We start from the raw sequence: 19,268 nt of genomic DNA, 5'->3' as shown, positions 1-19,268 counted from the left end.
TCGCTGCAATCTCTGATCATTTATTTATCCTGATGGGTATAAAGAGGGATAATCTAATCCCCTTCATTAAGGACAAGATTTCATGGCAAACAGTTTATTCAGCTCATATACCTTACCAAATGGTAGTATTATCCCTAATCGTATTGCCAAAGCCGCCATGGAAGAAAACCTCGCCAATGCAAAACAACAACCCGATAGCGCGTTGTTTGCACTTTACGATGCATGGGCAAAAGGTGGCGTGGGTTTAATGATTACCGGTAATGTCATGGTTGACCGTTATGCCATGACAGGTCCAGGCGGAGTGGCGTTAGAGGTCGACAGTGATTTAGCGCCTTTTACACAATGGGCCAGTATTGCTAAGCAAAACAATGCCCGTGTATGGATGCAACTGAATCACCCAGGCAGACAAGTGTTCAAGGCTATGGGCGGTAAAAACCTAGCACCTTCGGCTATCGCGCTAGATTTAGGCAAACATTCGTCGATGTTTTCACAACCTCAGGCCATGACTCATGAACAAATTAACGATGTTATCAGTCGGTTCGTGACCACGGCAAGTTTAGCCCAGAAAGCAGGCTTTGATGGCGTGCAGATCCACGCTGCCCACGGTTATTTAATTGCACAATTTTTGTCACCACTCACTAATAAGCGCACCGATGAATGGGGCGGCAGCCTTGAACATAGAGCAACGTTATTGCTCGAAGTCGTTAAGCAAGTAAGGCAACGCTGCGGAGATAAATTTGATGTTGCGGTAAAGCTTAATTCAGCTGACTTTCAACGTGGTGTTTTTGATATTGACGATGCCGAAAAAGTTATCGCTATGTTGGCGAAACATCAGGTTTATATGGTGGAATTATCTGGCGGCAGTTATGAAGCACCAGCCATGCAAGGCAGAAGCGCCGATGAACGCACCCTCGCCCGCGAAGCTTATTTTCTCAGCTTAACCAGCCAATTAGTGGCCAAGTCGCCTATTCCATTAATGTTAACTGGTGGCATTCGGCGTAAAGCGGTTGCCGAGCAAGTGCTCGATGCAGGCTTTGCGATATGCGGTATTGCCAGTGCACTGGCATTTTACCCTAGCTTAGTAAACATATGGCAAACTCAGCCCGACTTTACACCAGAGTTACCAAGAGTCGACTGGCAAAGTAAGCCGTTGGCGGGATTAGCAACGATGGCTATCATTAAACGTCAATTAAGGCGTATGAGTCAGGGGCAAGTGCCACAAACCGATGATTCACCAGTGTGGAGTTTATTGGTCGATCAATTTAAAACCAAACAGCGGACAAAGCGTTATCGCAAGATGCTCGGGATCACTCACGGCTAAATCGATGGACAATCTGATTACTGCTTCCGCGCCACAATAGCGCGGGATCAGCTTTGTCTTGCTCAAACTTACCGTCAATCAATACATCAACCAGTGCAACCACAGCTTGTTGCGCCTCGCTTAACTCATCGAGCTGATAACCACTCCACAACCAAATGTCTTTGTCGGGACATTCATCCCTAACCCGCTCAACTAAATGTAAAATGGTTTCCACATTAGCAGGGTGTAGCGGATCGCCACCGCTTAACGATAAGCCTCGGCGTGAAATGCGCGTGTCTTGTAAATCAACAATAATTTGGTCTTCAAGTGCTTGGCTAAATACATGGCCCGCATCAACACGCCAAGTACTTTGGTTATAACATCCTTTACAGGCATGTTCGCAACCGCTGACAAATAATGTACAGCGGGTGCCCTCGCCATTGATGACATCAACACTGTGATAAGCACTGTAATGCATTACAAATGTTTCACTCTGCGTTTAACTTCTTCTTGTTTGCCAAAGTTAAATGGCCTTGCATCTGGGCTGCCTAAATAACCGCATACCCGGCGAGTGACCGACACTCGGCTAGGTTCATGGTTGCCACATTTAGGGCACACAAACCCTTTGCTGGTACAATTAAACTCGCCAATAAAGCCGCAATCGTAGCATTCGTCAATGGGTGTGTTAGTGCCATAGTATGGCACCCGGCTATAACTGTAATCCCACACGTTTTCTAACGCTTCGATGTTATGTTGCATATTCGGGTATTCACCGTAGCAAATAAACCCACCATTCGCGATTGCAGGATATGGTTGCTCAAAATCAATCTTATCGAATGGATTAACTTTTTTCTCGACATCTAAATGGAAGCTATTAGTGTAATAACCTTTATCGGTCACGCCAGCAACAACCCCAAACTGCGCGGTATCAAGCTGGCAAAAACGACTGCATAAATTTTCACTTGGGGTGCTGTATAAGCTAAAGCCGTAACCGGTTTCTTGCTTCCAGGATTCAGTGGCTTGCTTAAGTTTACTGATAATGGCCACCGCTTTATCACGTAATGCAGCATCATCAAACACATGCTTATCGTGGCCATAAATGGCATTGATGGTTTCGTGTAACCCAATAAAGCCTAATGAAATAGAAGCACGGCCATTTTTAAAGATGTCGCTCACGTCATCATCGGCATTTAGGCGCACACCACATGCACCTTCCATGTATAAAATCGGCGCTACACGTGCTTTAACCCCTTCTAAACGCGCAATACGGGTATCAAGCGCTTTACGAGCGATTAATAAGCGTTGATCAAGTAATTGATAAAAGCGTTGCTCATCATTACCCGCTTCTAACGCAATACGCGGTAAATTTAAGCTCACCACCCCTAGGTTGTTGCGCCCTTCGTGTACGAGTTGACCGTCTTCTTCATAAGCACCCAAAAATGAGCGACATCCCATTGGAGTTTTAAACGACCCCGTGACTTTTACCACTTGATCGTAATTCAAAATATCCGGATACATGCGCATGCTCGAACACGTAAGCGCCATTTTTTTAATGTCGTAATTAATATCAGTCGGTTTATGATTCACGCCATCTTTAATGCCAAACACCAATTTAGGGAACACGGCTGTTTTGCGGTTTTTACCCAGGCCAGCCATACGTACAGTGAGCATTGACTGCTGAATTAAACGTGACTCCCACGAGGTGCCTAAGCCAAAGCCAAAGGTCACAAAGGGCGTTTGTCCATTAGCTGTATGTAAGGTGTTGACCTCATACTCTAAAGACTGAAACGCATCATGACACTCTTTCTCGGTTTGCGTCATCGCAAACCCTTCTTCGTCAGCCACCTGCCACTTTTTAGCCACGGCAAGGTGCTTTTGATAACTCTTTTGCACAAACTCTGCTAACACTTCATCGATACGGTTGATGGTTGTGCCACCATAAATATGGCTCGCCACTTGGGCAATAATTTGCGCCGTAACGGCTGTCGCTGTCGAAATAGACTTAGGTGTGTCAATTTCAGCATTACCCATTTTAAAGCCATGTGTCAGCATGCCGGCTAAGTCAATCAACATGCAGTTAAACATCGGGAAAAAAGGCGCGTAGTCTAAATCGTGATAATGGATTTCACCCTTTTCATGAGCGGCGACCACATCTTTAGGTAATAAATGCGTTTTAGCATAATGCTTAGCCACAATACCGGCTAGCAAGTCACGCTGAGTGGGAATAACTTTAGCGTCTTTATTGGCATTTTCATTTAAAATGGCACTGTCTGATTGCTCCACTAAACCACGAATAGCGCAATTTAATTTGCTTTGTGCTTCACGGTGTTTGTCGCGGTCGTGGCGATATTCAATATAATGACGCGCCACAGACTTAAATGGGCCAGACATTAACAAAACTTCTACAGCATCTTGTAGCTCATGAATATCCACCTGGGCTTTATCAGCCATTTGCGCTTGCACAGTTTCAGCCAGTTCTAACGCATATTGATGGTCTGCTTGTCCTGCAGAATCCATTGCAGCCACTACCGCATCTTTAATACGACTCGCGTCAAACGCAGTACGGCATCCGTCCCTTTTCACCACAACAAGCATACAATTCACCTTTTTCTGAATGCTGCGTAAAACACCATATATCGGCGCAGCATAATCAATTAACACTATATGATGTGTATTAGGCGCTATATCGGGATAAGCTTCTTTGATCCAGATCATAAGAAAGCAGACTGGCGGGTATAACAGTATTGTTGAATTTACTGGTGCTAAAAATGCTCAACAGGCCACATCTAGGTACCATGCTGGATGTATGGCCTGTTGTTGCAGATTAACGCCCAGATAATGTTGCTTCTAACAAATGGGCAATGTCATGAACTGCGGCTTCACCCGCTTTGATGGCTTCTTTAGCTCGATGAAATTCCATGGTGCCAATGTCGGCAACATCGGGCACGATGCAAATATCAGGCGGCTCGCCCATTAAGCGAGACCGTTTATGACGCTGCTCAAGAATGTCCATCGATTGCGACATGACCGCAATCATCCCAGGATGTGATTTACTGCCGCCAAGCGAAAACTTATCGGTTAACCCACTCATGTAGTCTTTACCTTTGCCCCATAAGTCCATAAACCCCGACTCAAGTTGCTTTTTTTCTGCTATGGGTTCTGATGGCTTAGGTTGGCGACTTTTAATTTGCTCTGGCAACATGTGCATATGACCACGGCGATGACCGTTTAGATCGACGGCGATAACAATATCAACGCCCATGGCCCGGCACAACGACACAGGTACAGGGTTAACCACCGCGCCATCGACTAACCACCGATTGTCTTGTTGAACTGGAGGTAAAAAACCCGGCATCGAGCATGATGCTCGCACGGCATGACGTAAGTCCCCTTCTCTGAACCAAATTTCTTGGCCAGAATATAAATCAGTCGCCACGGCGGCAAAAGGACGTTTGAGCTGTTCAATGTTGAGATCGCCAATACGACCCGCTAAAACATCAAACACTTTTTCGCCGCTAATTAATCCGCCTTTACGCCAGCCTAAATCCATTAGCCCGAGCACATCCCAGCTAGAAAAACCACTGACCCAGGTTTCGAGTTCAGCTAAATGTTCATTGGCATAAGCAGCCCCAACCAATGCGCCCACAGAGCAGCCAGCGATTTTATCTGGATAAATATTTAACGAGGCTAATCCATTTAAGACCCCAATATGCGCCCAACCTTTTGCGGCGCCGCTGCCTAAAGCTAATCCGACCGTCGGCTTTGTCATATTTATTCCTTTCAACACACTATGGTAACCATCACTCAACGTTAATCGTTTATGGAAAAAACCATCTTCCTATCGATTTGACATACAAATGATGACTGTCAAAAAATAGCATAACGAAAGCGACTCTTGTTGGCTATAGCACGGTGAAACAGCTATAATCCGTGGCTATCATTTTTTAGGGGATTTACCTTTGCAATTTACCGATTTCTCGTTGGACAAGCGCCTGCTTGACAGTTTAAAACACCTTGGCATTACGACGCCGACCGATGTTCAAGCACAAGCACTGCCCATAGCCTTATCAGGTAAAGATTTAATGGCCTCGTCTAAAACAGGTTCAGGTAAAACTTTGGCGTTTTTATTGCCTGCTATGCAACGAGTTATCTCAACAAAAGCGTTGTCTAAAAAAGATCCGCGCGTATTAGTACTACTGCCAACGCGCGAATTAGCCCAGCAAGTCTATGGGCAACTGCGTTTATTAGTCGCCAACACCCAATACAAAGCCATTAGCGTTTTAGGCGGTGAAAATTTTAACGACCAAGCTAAAGCATTAGCGCGTGACCCACACTTTATTGTGGCTACACCCGGTCGTATTGCCGATCACCTACAACAACGCCATTTGTATTTAAACGGGCTTGAATTGCTGGTACTTGATGAAGCAGACCGTATGCTAGACCTAGGCTTTGCACCGCAGTTAAAAGCCATTAACAATGCAGCTGATCATAAGCGTCGCCAAACGTTAATGTTCTCTGCCACCCTAGACCATGACAGCATCAACGAAATTGCTGCTACTTTACTTAAAACGCCAAGCCATGTAGCTATTGGTGAGTCGTACACTGAGCATAAAGATATTGTGCAGCGCATCATCCTTGCGGATCACTTAGACCACAAACAAGCGCTGTTACAACACATTCTTAAGCAAGAACAGCACAAGCAGGTGATCATCTTTACTGCAACACGTGCCGACACAGACCGTTTAGCCACTTTACTTGCATCGCAAGGATTTGCCACTTCAGCACTGAGTGGCGACTTAAAGCAATCTGCGCGTAATCAAATTATGGACAAGTTTGCCCGTGGTCAGTCACAAATACTGGTCACCACCGATGTGGCATCGCGTGGGTTAGATTTAGTTAACGTGTCATTAGTGATTAACTTTGACATGCCAAAATTTGCAGAAGAATACGTACACCGCATTGGCCGAACGGGTCGTGCTGGCGCTAAAGGTGATGCAATCTCGTTTGTTGGCCCTAAAGATTGGGACAGCTTTAAAAAAGTGCAGCTATTTTTACGTAAAAACTTTGACCTCACTGTTATCGAGGGCATGAAAGCCAAATTCAGTGGCTTAAAAGATAAACCAACTACGGGTAAAACTGCCACCAGCAAAACCAAGGTCGCACCAGGCAATAAAGCCAGTAAGGCCAAAAAGGCACAACCCGCACCTAAGCGCGACAAACGCTTTATTACCGGTGTTGACGTTGGTGACGCACCAATGCGCCGTAAAGCCAAACCCATTCAAATTATTGAAGAAAATAACAGCTCAGAAGACTAAATATCCTCAATTTGGAACAATAAACGTCTTTTAAGCACACAATATAAAAGGATGCGCACGACTATTTGCGCAACTCAAAGCACAACGGCACATCTGCGTAAATGGGTGTGCAGTATAGAAACAGTAAGGATTAACATGAAAATTTGTGGTGTAGAATTAAAGGGTGGCGAAGCCATTATCAGCATGCTGACTTATGAAGGCGAAACCTTCAACGTACCCGCGTGTCGTAAAGTGTCTTTTAGCGTATCAAACTCAAATGAAACTGAGAGTATTCGTGAGTTTCACTTTGCATTCCACAAACTAATGGAAGATTACAAAGTTGATCAAATTGTCATTATTGAACGTGAACAAAAAGGTAAATTAGCCGGTAGCGCCACCAGTTTTAAACTTGAAGCTGCGATTCAATTAACTGAGCTTCCCGTTAACCTCATTAGCCCCGTTGCGATTAAAGAGCAGTTAAAGCGTAATCCACCGCAGGTTGATTTTGAATCGTTAGATCTTAAGCGCGTACAACAAAACGCGTTTGATGTGGCTTATGTACAACACAACCGCATTATCTTTGGTAAAGCGTAAGTCTGCGACATGATAGTGGCGTTACTGCAATAATCAGTAACCCACTATCATGTCATTACCACTCACTTTACTTTAGTACGCAAATTGCACTCATGTCAGACAACAAACCTAAAAACCGTCAAGCTCCGCCTAAAATGCCACTAAAATCGGCAAGCCAAGCATTAAAGCCCAAAACAGACATGAGCAAACTCATTACCAGCGCTGATATTAAACAGCGTCAGAGTGAGCTCAGTGCATTACGCTTCTTGAGCGGTTATCGCGCTGACATCGTCGAGCAAATACGTCAATTGGTTGATACTAATGCATTAGGCGCACATTTTTTAAGTCGCTACCCGCGCGTGCACGATATCCGCACTGACAAAGCCTTGTATGATATGACCATCGAGTTGAAAAACACCTATATGCGCCAATCGGATCCATTAGCCAAAGTGATTTTTGACGAAAAAATTAACGTCAGCCACCACGCACTTGGGTTACATTCTTATGTCAATCGACGCCAAGGCGGTAAAGTGAAAGCTAAAAATGAAATCCGTATCTCATCACGCTTAAAGCAGATCCCATTTGAACTGTTGCAAATGGTGGTGGTGCATGAACTCGCCCATCTGCGAGAAAAAGACCACAACAAAGCCTTCTATCAATTATGCACCTTTATGCTGCCAGACTATCATCAGCTCGAGTTTGATATGCGAGTATGGCTTGTCGCCGAAGAAGCAGGGCAATCGCCTTACGCTTAAGCCTCGCGTATTAAACAACGCTTCACACCTTGTAAAACCGCCTACCCGGCTCACACTAACGCCTATCGCTTATTTGCACACTTAACCCTAATGAGTGACATCTTCGCTTAACATTTGGTTACAAATGCCCTTGTTGCTGTGTCGTAAGACAGCTTATTGTGGACCTATTTATCCATAATAATTGGACGATATGAATATGTCTATTCGGCGTGATGACCTTTATTATCCACACAACTTAGAAAGCTACAGGCTTTAGTTCGCTATCACAATTCGTTTATAAAACATCAAAGTGTGTGCTTAAATATTAATGTGGAGAAAAACATGTCTCATCAAATCATTCAAGATCTAAACAACCGCTATACTGCAAAAAATATGACCCAAGCAAACGTATATCTGTTGAAGATATGGACGTGCTAAAAGAAGCAATGCGTTTATCTGCCTCTTCAATTAATGCACAACCATGGAAATTTATCATTATAGAAAGTGATGAAGCCAAGCAGCGTTTTCATGACACTTATGCCAACATGTATCAATTTAACCAACACCATGCAAAAGCGGCATCACATATTATTTTATTTGCTTACAATCCTCGTTTTACTAAAGAACAGTACAAAAAAGTAGTGGATATCGAAGTCAGCTCAGGCCATTTACCGGCTGAGATGTTTGATAATATGCTCAATGGTGGGTTTACCTTTGCAGAGGTTAATACTGATGAAAGTGGTTATAACGGCTACTGGACTAAAGCACAAACCTACATAGCCTTAGGTAATACTTTGCATGTACTGGCACGTTTAGGGATTGATTCAACCCCAATGGAAGGTGTCGATGCCACCTTAATTGGTAAAGAGTTTGAACACGAATTAGAGGGTTATGTATGTGACGTGGCCTTAGCCATGGGTTATCACATGGATGGCGAAGACTATAATCACGGTCTACCTAAAGCACGTTTAGCACTTGAAGATATCTTCATCGAGTTATAACTGATTATGATGGGGTTAATGCGACAGCACATCGCTTAGCCCCCCCATTAACATTACGATAACGTCATTACACCTAACCACAACGCAGTATAGTAAACTCTGGCAGCGGCTCGCTCCGGTTTATGAATTAACTCGCCAAGGCGGATTTAAACGATTCTCTCCCGCCCAGTACAACTTCAACTTATTACCACTCGGGTCAAACAATACCGCCTCTCGCCACAAATACGCTTCATCAGTTGGGAGTTGAGCAAACTCTATATCTTTTGCTAACAAGTCATCTACCCAGGTATCTAACTTTTCATGCTCAAAGTAAATCACCGCGCCATTCATCGTCGATTCAGGCGCTAATGATAACGAAAATGTACTCTGCCCCATCGGGCATTCAAAGCGCGCATAATGTGGCGTATCAACGATTAAGGTAAACCCCAAGACTTGATAAAAGGCTACCGCTTTTTTCATGTCAAATACAGGTAAAGTGACTTGATTGAGATCCATTTAACCCTCGTTGGTTTCGTTGCAAGACAGGTGTTTCATCATAAAATAACGCTCAGGGCTACCCGGAAATTTAGGCACAGTGCCTATGATGATAAAACCTAATTTTTGATAAAACCCTGGCGCTTGAAAATCCAGGGTATCAAGTTGTGCAATCAGACACCCCCGCTTAATGGCTTGCGTTTGTGCTACCTGCATCAACTTTTGACCTAAGCCTTGCCCTCTATAATGTGCATCAATCCACACCAAATTAATCAGCAAGTTTTTGTAAATAGTTCGCCCTACTACGCCACCAACAATGTCACCTGTAGTGTTTCTTGCAACGATTGTCAGTGGTTGTGTTGCCTCATCACCTAAATGTTCAACGTTAAATTGACGCAAACCAGCAGTGAGTTGACCCACCACATCGTTGGCTTCTTGGTCAATAATTTCAATGTTCAAACCGAGTTCCTCTAATTGCACATAAGTAAAGTTGAGTTTAATCGCTAACCTGTAGCAATACGCAGTCAAGCAATAATTGAGTATCAAAATCAGTTGCCTGGGCGCAATTATCACGCCCTGGCAAACAGGCATAGTAACGACTTAAAACGGTAAGATACGTGATTAGGCTTGCACATTATTTTCAACTCAGCAGATCTAATATAGGCAAACATAGCCCGAATAAACTTACAATTTAACCTCTTTGTGAGCAAATCCAATAACAACAATTAATTTAGCCATGTTGATAGATATAAAGGGTCAATATTGTTCGATTTCGGTGCAATGCTGCTCAACATTACACCATTGTCATAGACATCTGCACAAAAAAATCACTGAAAAAACCTCAAGACCATGATTCAAAATGTAAAAATATTACCCCTAGACTTGGCATAAATCTTCCTTTCATTTTATGTCGCACTGAAATGTGCTATCGCAGGCTATTTAAGCAATAACCACTGGCGTGTCTTGCAACATCATCGCCCCGTTCTGTGTTATGTCGCACGCAGCGTTGTACCAGAATGCGCTATTGAGCTTAATCAAACAGGCCCTAGGGCTAATTCTGATCTTATGACAATCAACCTTGGTTCTTACCATGTAAATTAATCATTTACTGCATAAGCAACCTATTGGAGTCACATGTTAAACGCATTAATCCCACTTTCAGCATTACTCATATCGAATGCATTTTTAATTCTTGGCCATGGTTTATTGCTCACATTACTGCCCATTGCAGCCAGTGGTGCTGGTTTTAGTGATACACAAGTGGCATTAACGGGTTCAGGATACTTTTTGGGATTTGTTTCTGGCTGTTTGGCCACACCCTTGATGTTAAAACGAGTGGGCCATATTCGAAGTTTTGCAGTATTGGCAACCTGTTACTCTGTCGTCATTTTACTGTTTCCTTTACTGCCCGAGTTTTACAGTTGGATGTTGTTGAGATTCTTAATAGGAGTGATGATTTCTGGCTTATATATGATTATCGAAAGTTGGTTAAACGGTACATCATCAGCAAGTAACCGAGGTTCAATATTGTCTATTTACACCACATTAAATCTAGTCATGGTGATGTGTGGCCAACAACTGTTTAATTTAGGCAGCGAGCGTGAATCGATGCTATTTGGTCTTGCCGCTATTTTTATCTCTATCGCCATTATTCCGGTGTCACTAACACGTTCATCAGCACCTGCGGTGGTAAAACAAGTCAAGTTGAATATGCCTAAGGTGTGGCAACACTCTCATGTTGCATTGATTGGCGCGGTGGTGGCAGGCTTTGTCACAGGTGCATTTTGGGCTTTAGCCCCTATTTACGCTAAAGATAATGGTTTTAACAGTATTCAATTGGGCGCATTTTTATCCGCAACAGTGCTTGGTGGTGCTTGTTTTCAGGTACCTTTGGGCAAGTTTTCTGACCGTTTTGATCGACGAAGTGTCTTGATGTTGACAGCGCTGGCAGGTGCTTTGGTGTCACTGTTATTTATCGGCCTTCCCTACGTTGTCAACACCTTTGGCGGTTGGCCTGCTGCAATTTCAGCCTTTTTTTGGGGAGGAACCTGTATGACGTTGTACGCAATATGCTTAGCTCACGCTAACGACAACGCGACCTCAGAAGATTTTGTTGAAATAAGCAGTGCCATGCTCATCACGCTTGGCTTATCGTCTGCCATAGGTGCACCAATCGCATCACTTGCTATGGGGATCATAGGTGCTCAAGGGCTATACGCCTTTACCAGTGTATGCCTTGCCACCTTTTTTATCATCGTGCTATTAAGACGCCGTAGCCACACAATCCCGGCAAGCCTCGAAACCAAAGAAAGCTTTCGGGCTGTCACCGACATGGCCAGTCCAACGGCTTATGAAATGGACCCAAGAACAGAAGCCGATGCAGATAATGTTAAGCAATAAATTCAGCGATGAACCCGCAAGCTGAGTAAAATGACAATGGATGAATAGCATTAGAGCTTATAAGCAGATAACTGTTAATAACTACCTTTTTGCCATTGGGTGGTCGGGATTTAGCTGAAGTAAATCCCACAGGTTGCCATACAAATCTTCAAACACGGCAACAGTTCCGTAGTCTTGTTGTTGTGGCTCACGCACAAAGTGAATACCAATTGATCTCATCCGCTTGTAATCACGCCAAAAGTCATCAGTATTCAAAAAGATAAACACGCGACCACCCGTTTGATTACCAATAAAACCCTGCTGTTCAGGCTTTGATGCCTTAGCCAGTAATATCGCCGTGCCGTGTGAGTTTGGCGGCGCGACAACAACCCAGCGCTTATCTTGTTCAGCTTGATAAGTGTCTTCAATAAGCTCAAAGTTTAATTTATTTACGTAAAAATCAATTGCTTCATCGTAATCTTTTACCACAAGAGCAATATGGACAATATTCTGTTTCATTGTTTTATTTTTTACCTACATTTGAATGGGATTTAAGCGACCAGTCAAACATGTTGATAAACCACGGGTTGAATCGTACTGAGGTAGTTTGTCATCGATACCCAGCTCGGCGAAAGTACTTCGCTAAGGAAACCTCATGGCTTTCATGTGAACGCCCCATCAAGATCGCGTCGCGCTGTTCAAAAGAAGGCGAAGAAAAAATCGATAAACAGCTAATAATCTAAGAAAAAAATGCAGCTCTAAGGCTGCATTTTTATTATGGTCTTTTGAACAATAAAGAGTCAGTGAAGATTAACCTAAGTCCATCATCATTGTTCGACTACGCACTAATGCCTGAAACTCTTGCAATTGCTTTTTAGGCAACACTTTTGCTTCTGCAATATTGGCTTTCATTGCATCGACTGGGCGACCATTAACAATAAATTCATAGTGTAAATGTGGGCCGGTTGATGCACCGGTATTACCCGAGAGAGCAATCACTTGACCGCGAGTGACTCGTTGGCCTTTTTTGACTAAAAACTTCGACAAATGTAAGTAACGCGTACGCACCTTGTTGTCATGCTCAATCACAATATAATTACCCGCAAACGCATGTTTTGTCACCATGGTGACAACCCCCTCTCCTGGCGCAACCACTGGGGTGCCAATAGGCGTGGCAAAGTCAGTACCGTTATGGGGACGAACACGACCGGTAATCGGGTGTTTACGGTTAGGGTTAAAGCGCGAACTTAAACGTACTTTACGATTTAACGGAATACGTTGAAAAGCTGGCGCCAAACTCTGGCCGTTAACATCATAGTAATTGCCATCGGTATTTTGAAACGCGGTAATGTCACGACGACCAGTATTGATTCGAATACCTTCAATTGAGGTTACCCCCGTGGGTTCACCTTCAACAAATTGGTCATTGACCAACACCGAGAAGGTATCGCCGGCACGTAATTCACGTGAAAAGTTGAGTTTCGATTTTAATAATGATTCGACTTTTTGGATCTCGCCAGCACTTAAGCCTGCATTTTTGGCCGAAACATAAAATGAGCCGTTAATTTCACCACCGACAATACGATTTTGCCAAATACCATCAATGTGGATGTCGTTCACTTCATAACTGCCATCTTCAAAGCGAGTAAACACCACTTGATGAGCAGGATTAAAATACAGTTCCAATTTCTCAAGTTCACCGTTGGCATTGTCCCAAAACTGGATACGGTTGCCTGGCAATAATGTATCTAACGCCAGTACTTCTAGGTCGGCCTCTAGCACTTTATACATGGTGCGTTGATCAATACCGGCAAGTTCAAACAAGTGACTTAAGGTGTCACCGGGTTCAATCATGCGATCTAATATTGGGGTCACTTGTTGAATAGCGGCGGGCACTTGAGATTGCTGTGCTATGTGCGGTAATAGTGAATCAATATCGATAGCAACAGGAATACGTTGAGATGAAAACTCTTGTTGTGTTGGCCATAACAACGCGGCACCAACCACAAACACACTTGCCAGTAATAACTTCTTATGTATATTAGGTAAGTTCAGCGAACTTACATCTGGTCTTTGGAAACCCATAATCTTATTCGTTAGCAATGTCTAATCCACCCTAAAAGATGACCGCTTTATATTTATTGTTTTTCTTTTACTGCAAATTGTTATTGCGAAATAGCGCACAGAACTAAGTCCATGCCTTCACATCATTTTTATTAAAAATATGCCCCAATGTTTGATACTACGCCGTCCGGTAAAATGCTTAAAACACCGACTTTTGCACTCAAACTGCATATCAACGCTCTTTTATATCAAAGAAAAATCATATTACAAATATAAAATGTCATTTAATTAATAATTAATTTGAACTTGATTGCAGCAATCATGGGAGTTTGAAGCCGATCATTATCCTACAACAGCAAATTCACTTTGTAATTTGCTGATACCGAGCCCGTTCATTTTATTCACTTTTACTTGCACACTGATCCGCTCTTTCATCGCTTCAATATGACTAATCACCCCGATCATTTTGCCCGATGCATTAAGATTATCTAAAGCGTCTAGCGCAGTATCTAAGGTTTGGCTGTCTAACGTACCAAAGCCTTCATCTAAAAACAGTGAGTCAATGCTCGTTTTATGACTCACAAGGTCAGAAAGCGCCAATGCAAGGGCTAAACTCACTAAAAAGCTTTCGCCTCCCGACAAGGTTCTAGTATCGCGCACGGCATCTCCTTGCCAGGTATCGAGCACTTGCAGTTCAAGCGCGTCAGACTCTTTGCGCTCCAATAAGTACCGTCCTTGGAGGCGTTCTAGTTGCCGATTTGCTAACGCCACTAAATGGTCTAAAGTAAGCCCTTGGGCAAATTTACGGAACTTATCGCCCTTTTGTGAACCTATTAACGAATGTAAATAAGCTAAATCATCGTATTCTTGTTGCAGTTGAGCCTGTTCAATTAGCAGTTGTTGCTGCCCTGCCCTTTTGCTCGCATCTTGCTCGAGTTCGTGAGTTAAACGCCACAAGGTTTGTTTATGTTGCTGCATTTCAGCGTCGAGCGCTTGGTGCTTGTGTGCAATAACCTCATGTTGAGTCACATCATAAGCATGCTGTTTACCGAGTTGAGTCAGCTCAGTTTGCCTTGCTAAAGCTTGCTCAACTAAGGTGCTTGCTTTAACAATATCATTATCGAGTTGTTGCTTAAGCTGTTGTAATGTTTCACGCTCAAGCGGTGTCAATAATGCGGCATTAAACGCTGTTTCATCGGTAAATGGACTCTGTTGTAACGCATCTTGCCATTGTGCTTGCAGTTGTTGTAACTCTTGTACTGCTTCGGCCTTTTGCCGAGTCACACCCTGCAACTGAACCCCTAACGCTGAATGTTTTTTATCTGCCGCTTGTAATTGCTGTTCTGCAAGTGCCAATTGTTGCTGAGCTTTCTCTAACGTCTGCTGGCTGAGTTGCTTTTCATCATCAACCACTTTGTCTGCAAACAAGCTTTGACGCTTGGCTTGTAAGCTTTCAAGTTGGCCTTGTACTTGGTCTACCTGTTGCTGCTTGGCGGTTAACTGCTCATTTATCTCGGCGAGTTGTTGCTGGTGAGTGGTCAGCTTCTCGCGGGTTATCGTCAATTGTTGTTGGTTATCGACCGCTTGTTGTTGCGCCTCGGTCCAATCTGTTAACTGTTGTTGTAATGCCACTAACCACTGCGTGACTTCTTGAGGCGTTGGCGCGCTCAACCCATTGGCGGTTATTTGCTTTGTGAGCAGATTAACCATATCAGTTTGTTGCTCGGTTAGGGTGTCAATCCGCTGCTGTTGTGCCACAAGACTTTGTTTGGCATTTTCAAGTTGTTGTGTCAGCAAACCTTGCTGATTAATTAGTTTGCTCAAGGCTTGTTCTGCTTGAACACATTGCTGTTGATCTTGATGCAAGGTTTTTTGGCATTGATTGAGCTGAGTGAGCTTTGTCGCTAATTGCTGCTGCAGAGTGTCAGCTGTGGCAATATAGTCATCCAACATTGATTGCTGTTGAGTATCGAGGGCTAAACTCACAGACAAGGCATGAGTTTGCTGTTGCCATTGTTGTTCGATATTGAGCAATTCGGCTTGTGTCTGTTTAAGCAACGTTGCGCTGTGATCAAATTTGACTTGCAGTGCAGTTTGTTGGTTTTTAAGCAGCTCACCTTGCGTTTTGATGGTGTCGAGTTCAGTTTGTAATTGTTGTGCCCGTTGCTCAGTGGCTGACACATTAAGCGCCTCATAGCGCTCCACTAATGGATGCTCAGTCGACCCACACAAGGCACAGGGTTCGCCTGCTTTTAATTTGGCTCGCTCTAAGGTCAAATTAGCGATTTGCTGCTCTTGTTGTAACAAGGTTTGTACATCTTTAACCTGTTGATTTTTATCACTCCACTGCGCTCGAACGGCAATTAATGATTGCGTGGTAGCTTGCAGTTCACTGCCAAACTGAGCCGACTCTTGGCTCAATTGCTGGCATTGCTGTTGTGAGCGTGAAAATTGCGTAAACAGTTGGCCAAGCTGATAACGCCCAGCTTGTTGGTCAACACATTGCTGATATTGCGCGCTGATTTGCGACTCATCTTCACCGGCCAATAAGTTTGCCAATGCTTGTTGGCTCTCAGTTTGCTGCGCGCGTATTTGTGTCAGTACCAATTGCGCTTGCGTTATTTGTGGACTCAATTGGTCTAACGAAGCCTGTGTCTGCTCGGTACTGAGTTGATGTTGTTGCCTTTGCTGTTCAAGCTGCGTCAGTTGCTCAGTTAATTGCTGCACCTGTGCGTATTGCGATTGCCACGCGCCAAAGGCTTTTTCAATATCTTGCCCCTGTGGCAGCGCATTAAGTTGTTGTTCAATTTTTTGCTTATCAGCGTCTAGTGATTGTTGCTGGCTTAACAGTTGTTGCTGCTGTTGTTGCGCTTTGTGTTGTTGTGACTGAGTCGTCTGATAACCCAATAACACCTGCGATAGCTGATAATTAACCTGTTGGATCTGTTGATCAAGTGGCACGACTTGTTGGTCAATTAAGGTCAATAAGGCTTTATGTGCTTGGCTCTTGTGTTCAAGCTGTTGCTGATGTTGACGATGTTGGGTCTGATGGGTCAGTAAATCAGATTGTGCTAACTGCGTCTGCTCACCTAGCTCAGTTATTTGCGTAACTAAGGCCGTGACTTTTTGCTGCGCTTTGTGTTGTTGCTCAAATAAAGGGGCTATGCGCTGAGCAGGCTCGCTGTGTGCCAATTGTATCAGTTCACCTTGATGTTGCTGCTGGCGCTCAATGGCTTGTTGTTTTTGCTCATTGGCGCGGCGTAACGCAGTTTGTGCTTGTTGCGTGTTATCGGCCCAAGTTAAATACGCGCTAAATAGGGATACCTGCGTTTGCTGCTCACTTAAAGTTTGGTTGAGTTGCTCAATGTGCAGCTCTTGTGCTTTACGCTGCTCATCATCTAATAATTCAACACTGCCTAACTTGGCTTCTAACACTTTTAAATTGGTTTTTGCATCGCTAAAGTGTTGATGTACTCGCGCAGAAATTAATCCATATATTTCAGTACCGGTCAGTTCTTCCAATAGTTCTGCACGGTCATTGGCATCGGCATTTAAAAACGCTGCAAACTGCCCCTGCGATAACATCATCGACTTAGTAAAGCGGGCAAAATCAAGGCCAGTAATTTCTTCGACTAATTCAGCTTTGCGTTTAATCTGGCTGGCAAGGATTTTACCGTCACTTAACTTAGCCAGTTCAACTTGTGCATCTTGCAAGTTGCCATCAGCTTTATCCCGAGAGCGGCGCTGACTCCAAAAGGCGCGATACGCTACGCCTTTTACCTCAAATTCCACTTCGGCTAAGCATTCTGCAGTACCACGCGTCATCAGCTCGTTGGTGGTTTTAGAAATGTTATTTAATCTCGGCGTGCGATGATATAGCGCTAAACAAATGGCATCTAAAATGGTGGTTTTACCTGAACCTGTTGGGCCGGTAATCGCAAACAGGCCGTTTTCGGCAAAGGGTGATTGGGTAAAATCGATTTTCCACTCATTTTTAAGAGAGTTTATGTTTTTAAAACGAAGGCTTAAAATTTTCATCCTTGTTCACCCTCTTGCACGTTAACCATTTGTTTATTTGCAGTCATTGCTGGACTGTTTGTTTCTTGCAGCACATGGCTTGCGGCAGTTTCTTGGCTATCTCGCTCAGCCTCCACCTCGGCGACCACTTGCTCGAAGTATTGGTTAATTCTACTGAGCTGCGCTTGTTGCGCTTCGGTTTCAAATTGCTCTTGAGCTAAACGACGGGCAAACACCTGGCTGACACTCAGCTCTGATAGGGTTTCGTTGTCCAGTTGTTTAATGTGTTGCTGACGTTGACTACGGGCCCGTTTTAATTGTAATACTTCCACTGCCTTGTCTTGAGTTAAGTCGGCAATTCGCGACTGTAAATCAGATAAATAGTCTTGCTGTGACACTTCAATGCTTAACCAAGTGGTTTGTTCTGTAGTGTGTTTATCATCAAAAGCACTCAGTTGTTGCTCAATACTGGCTAAATCGCCTTTTAATACTTGCATAGGCTGAAACAGCGGCACCATTAATGGCGTAACGGAGTTAAGTTTACTGCCAATAAACTCGACTAGAAACACAGACTTATTGGTTTCATATTGGCTTGATAACTCATCAAAACTGAGGGGGATGGGTGAGCCGCTATAACGAATATGTTCAGACTTAGCCACCACTTGCGGGCGGTGAATATGCCCAAGGGCAATGTAATCAGCTGGTGGAAAATGCGCCGCATTAAAGGCATCTAAACTGCCAATGTAAATATCACGCACCGACTCTGATGTACTGGCGCCTACGGTGGTTAAATGTCCGGTGGCCACAATCGCAACGGGGCTGGGTAATGTGGCATTTAACGCACAAGCTTGCTCAAAACAGCGCTGGTATAAATCGCTAATAGCTTCGCCTAGTTTACGCTGTTTATCTCCCGAGGATTCTCCCGATTCGCTCAGTACCATATCTCGTGGTCGTAAATACGGCAACCCACACAAAATAGCCCCCACCTCACCTTGACGGTTGTTGAGTGGCATAACGTGCTCATTAACACTGTCAAATGCACCTGGTATCACGGTGGTATTCAGGCAAGCTAAAAGATGTCTTGATTCATTAAGGGTAGAGACAGAATCATGGTTGCCACCTAAAATAATCAATTGGCAACCGCTTTGTTGAATTTGCACCACAAATTGATTGTATAAGGTTCGGGCATAACTTGGCGGAGTACCAGTATCAAAAATATCACCGGCAATAATCAATGCATCAACCTGCTGTTGTTCAATTTGGCTTAGCAACCACCGCATAAAGGCCTGATGTTCTTCGGCGCGGCTTTTGCCGTAAAAATATTGCCCTAAATGCCAATCAGATGTGTGAATAATGCGCATAAAATCCCTTTAATTAAAAATACAATCAACTGTCAACACGAGTGGCGAGTTAACAATCCAAATGATGCCTA

The 19,268-nt window shown here is 43.8% G+C and carries 14 protein-coding genes and 1 pseudogene; 6 read left to right on the top strand and 9 right to left on the bottom strand.

Translation table 11 applies throughout. The features are described from left to right. The first annotated feature begins 82 nt into the window (after positions 1 to 82). On the top strand, positions 83 to 1,321 hold the full coding sequence (locus tag PQR79_RS01125) for an NADH:flavin oxidoreductase/NADH oxidase family protein (RefSeq protein ID WP_238105291.1): 1,239 nt from the start codon (positions 83 to 85) through the stop codon (positions 1,319 to 1,321). Here PQR79_RS01125 and nrdG read toward each other — a convergent pair. From nrdG to rssA, 3 genes are all read right to left on the bottom strand, one after another. Continuing rightward, on the bottom strand, positions 1,308 to 1,778 hold the full coding sequence (gene nrdG, locus PQR79_RS01120; protein WP_238105292.1) for an anaerobic ribonucleoside-triphosphate reductase-activating protein: 471 nt from the start codon (positions 1,776 to 1,778) through the stop codon (positions 1,308 to 1,310). The genes PQR79_RS01125 and nrdG overlap by 14 nt on opposite strands. Further along, positions 1,778 to 3,895, bottom strand: coding sequence for an anaerobic ribonucleoside-triphosphate reductase (gene nrdD / locus PQR79_RS01115; protein ID WP_238105315.1), 2,118 nt, complete (start codon positions 3,893 to 3,895; stop codon positions 1,778 to 1,780). Before nrdD ends, nrdG begins: the two co-directional genes overlap by 1 nt. 229 nt (positions 3,896 to 4,124) lie before the next feature. Further along, entirely contained in the window at positions 4,125 to 5,069 is a 945-nt protein-coding gene (gene rssA, locus PQR79_RS01110) for a patatin-like phospholipase RssA (RefSeq protein WP_238105329.1), read from the bottom strand. 190 nt (positions 5,070 to 5,259) lie between these two features. Between rssA and PQR79_RS01105 the strand changes: the two genes are divergently transcribed. From PQR79_RS01105 to PQR79_RS01090, 4 genes and pseudogenes are all read left to right on the top strand, one after another. Then, the gene (locus PQR79_RS01105; protein WP_238105331.1) at positions 5,260 to 6,615 is read left to right on the top strand and encodes a DEAD/DEAH box helicase; all 1,356 of its coding nucleotides are present in this window, start codon (positions 5,260 to 5,262) and stop codon (positions 6,613 to 6,615) included. 135 nt (positions 6,616 to 6,750) lie between these two features. Further along, the gene (locus PQR79_RS01100; RefSeq protein ID WP_238105334.1) at positions 6,751 to 7,188 is read left to right on the top strand and encodes a DUF3010 family protein; all 438 of its coding nucleotides are present in this window, start codon (positions 6,751 to 6,753) and stop codon (positions 7,186 to 7,188) included. A gap of 179 nt (positions 7,189 to 7,367) precedes the next feature. Beyond that, complete coding sequence (locus PQR79_RS01095) at positions 7,368 to 7,922, top strand: M48 metallopeptidase family protein (protein ID WP_238106156.1); 555 nt, start codon at positions 7,368 to 7,370, stop codon at positions 7,920 to 7,922. A gap of 321 nt (positions 7,923 to 8,243) precedes the next feature. Next, positions 8,244 to 8,902, top strand: a pseudogene (locus PQR79_RS01090) (nitroreductase family protein). Between the two features lie 120 nt (positions 8,903 to 9,022). Here the strand turns inward: PQR79_RS01090 and PQR79_RS01085 are convergent. Both PQR79_RS01085 and PQR79_RS01080 read right to left on the bottom strand, forming a co-directional pair. Continuing rightward, positions 9,023 to 9,397, bottom strand: a complete 375-nt coding sequence (locus tag PQR79_RS01085; RefSeq protein WP_238105336.1) for a VOC family protein — start codon at positions 9,395 to 9,397, stop codon at positions 9,023 to 9,025. Beyond that, positions 9,398 to 9,835 carry a GNAT family N-acetyltransferase gene (locus tag PQR79_RS01080; RefSeq protein ID WP_238105338.1) on the bottom strand — a complete coding sequence of 146 codons (438 nt, stop codon included), beginning with the start codon at positions 9,833 to 9,835 and terminating at the stop codon, positions 9,398 to 9,400. It abuts the gene before it with no gap. Positions 9,836 to 10,510: 675 nt separating this feature from the next. Here PQR79_RS01080 and PQR79_RS01075 point away from each other — a divergent pair. Continuing rightward, positions 10,511 to 11,776, top strand: a complete 1,266-nt coding sequence (locus PQR79_RS01075; protein WP_238105340.1) for an MFS transporter — start codon at positions 10,511 to 10,513, stop codon at positions 11,774 to 11,776. Between the two features lie 81 nt (positions 11,777 to 11,857). Here PQR79_RS01075 and PQR79_RS01070 read toward each other — a convergent pair whose 3' ends face one another. The 4 genes from PQR79_RS01070 to sbcD all read right to left on the bottom strand — a co-directional run bounded on the left by PQR79_RS01070 (position 11,858) and on the right by sbcD (position 19,197). Then, on the bottom strand, positions 11,858 to 12,274 hold the full coding sequence (locus PQR79_RS01070; RefSeq protein ID WP_238105342.1) for a VOC family protein: 417 nt from the start codon (positions 12,272 to 12,274) through the stop codon (positions 11,858 to 11,860). 291 nt (positions 12,275 to 12,565) lie between these two features. Then, complete coding sequence (locus PQR79_RS01065; protein WP_238105351.1) at positions 12,566 to 13,840, bottom strand: peptidoglycan DD-metalloendopeptidase family protein; 1,275 nt, start codon at positions 13,838 to 13,840, stop codon at positions 12,566 to 12,568. Between the two features lie 321 nt (positions 13,841 to 14,161). Then, positions 14,162 to 17,857, bottom strand: a complete 3,696-nt coding sequence (locus PQR79_RS01060; RefSeq protein WP_238105363.1) for an AAA family ATPase — start codon at positions 17,855 to 17,857, stop codon at positions 14,162 to 14,164. Beyond that, positions 17,854 to 19,197, bottom strand: a complete 1,344-nt coding sequence (gene sbcD / locus PQR79_RS01055; protein WP_238105372.1) for an exonuclease subunit SbcD — start codon at positions 19,195 to 19,197, stop codon at positions 17,854 to 17,856. The genes PQR79_RS01060 and sbcD overlap by 4 nt, the downstream gene beginning before the upstream one ends. Positions 19,198 to 19,268 lie beyond the last annotated feature (71 nt).

The organism is Shewanella metallivivens (assembly GCF_028750675.1).
In the GTDB taxonomy this organism is placed as follows: Bacteria; Pseudomonadota; Gammaproteobacteria; order Enterobacterales; family Shewanellaceae; genus Shewanella; species Shewanella metallivivens.
This window is presented reverse-complemented; position numbering and strand designations above follow the sequence as displayed.

Excerpts from the sequence above, each read along its gene's own strand:
- PQR79_RS01125 (WP_238105291.1), top strand. The coding sequence starts at position 83 with ATGGCAAACAGTTTATTCAGCTCATATACCTTACCAAATGGTAGTATT.
- nrdG (WP_238105292.1), bottom strand. The coding sequence starts at position 1,778 with ATGCATTACAGTGCTTATCACAGTGTTGATGTCATCAATGGCGAGGGC.
- nrdD (WP_238105315.1), bottom strand. The coding sequence starts at position 3,895 with ATGCTTGTTGTGGTGAAAAGGGACGGATGCCGTACTGCGTTTGACGCG.
- rssA (WP_238105329.1), bottom strand. The coding sequence starts at position 5,069 with ATGACAAAGCCGACGGTCGGATTAGCTTTAGGCAGCGGCGCCGCAAAA.
- PQR79_RS01100 (WP_238105334.1), top strand. The coding sequence starts at position 6,751 with ATGAAAATTTGTGGTGTAGAATTAAAGGGTGGCGAAGCCATTATCAGC.
- PQR79_RS01095 (WP_238106156.1), top strand. The coding sequence starts at position 7,368 with ATGAGCAAACTCATTACCAGCGCTGATATTAAACAGCGTCAGAGTGAG.
- PQR79_RS01085 (WP_238105336.1), bottom strand. The coding sequence starts at position 9,397 with ATGGATCTCAATCAAGTCACTTTACCTGTATTTGACATGAAAAAAGCG.
- PQR79_RS01075 (WP_238105340.1), top strand. The coding sequence starts at position 10,511 with ATGTTAAACGCATTAATCCCACTTTCAGCATTACTCATATCGAATGCA.
- PQR79_RS01070 (WP_238105342.1), bottom strand. The coding sequence starts at position 12,274 with ATGAAACAGAATATTGTCCATATTGCTCTTGTGGTAAAAGATTACGAT.
- PQR79_RS01065 (WP_238105351.1), bottom strand. The coding sequence starts at position 13,840 with ATGGGTTTCCAAAGACCAGATGTAAGTTCGCTGAACTTACCTAATATA.
- PQR79_RS01060 (WP_238105363.1), bottom strand. The coding sequence starts at position 17,857 with ATGAAAATTTTAAGCCTTCGTTTTAAAAACATAAACTCTCTTAAAAAT.
- sbcD (WP_238105372.1), bottom strand. The coding sequence starts at position 19,197 with ATGCGCATTATTCACACATCTGATTGGCATTTAGGGCAATATTTTTAC.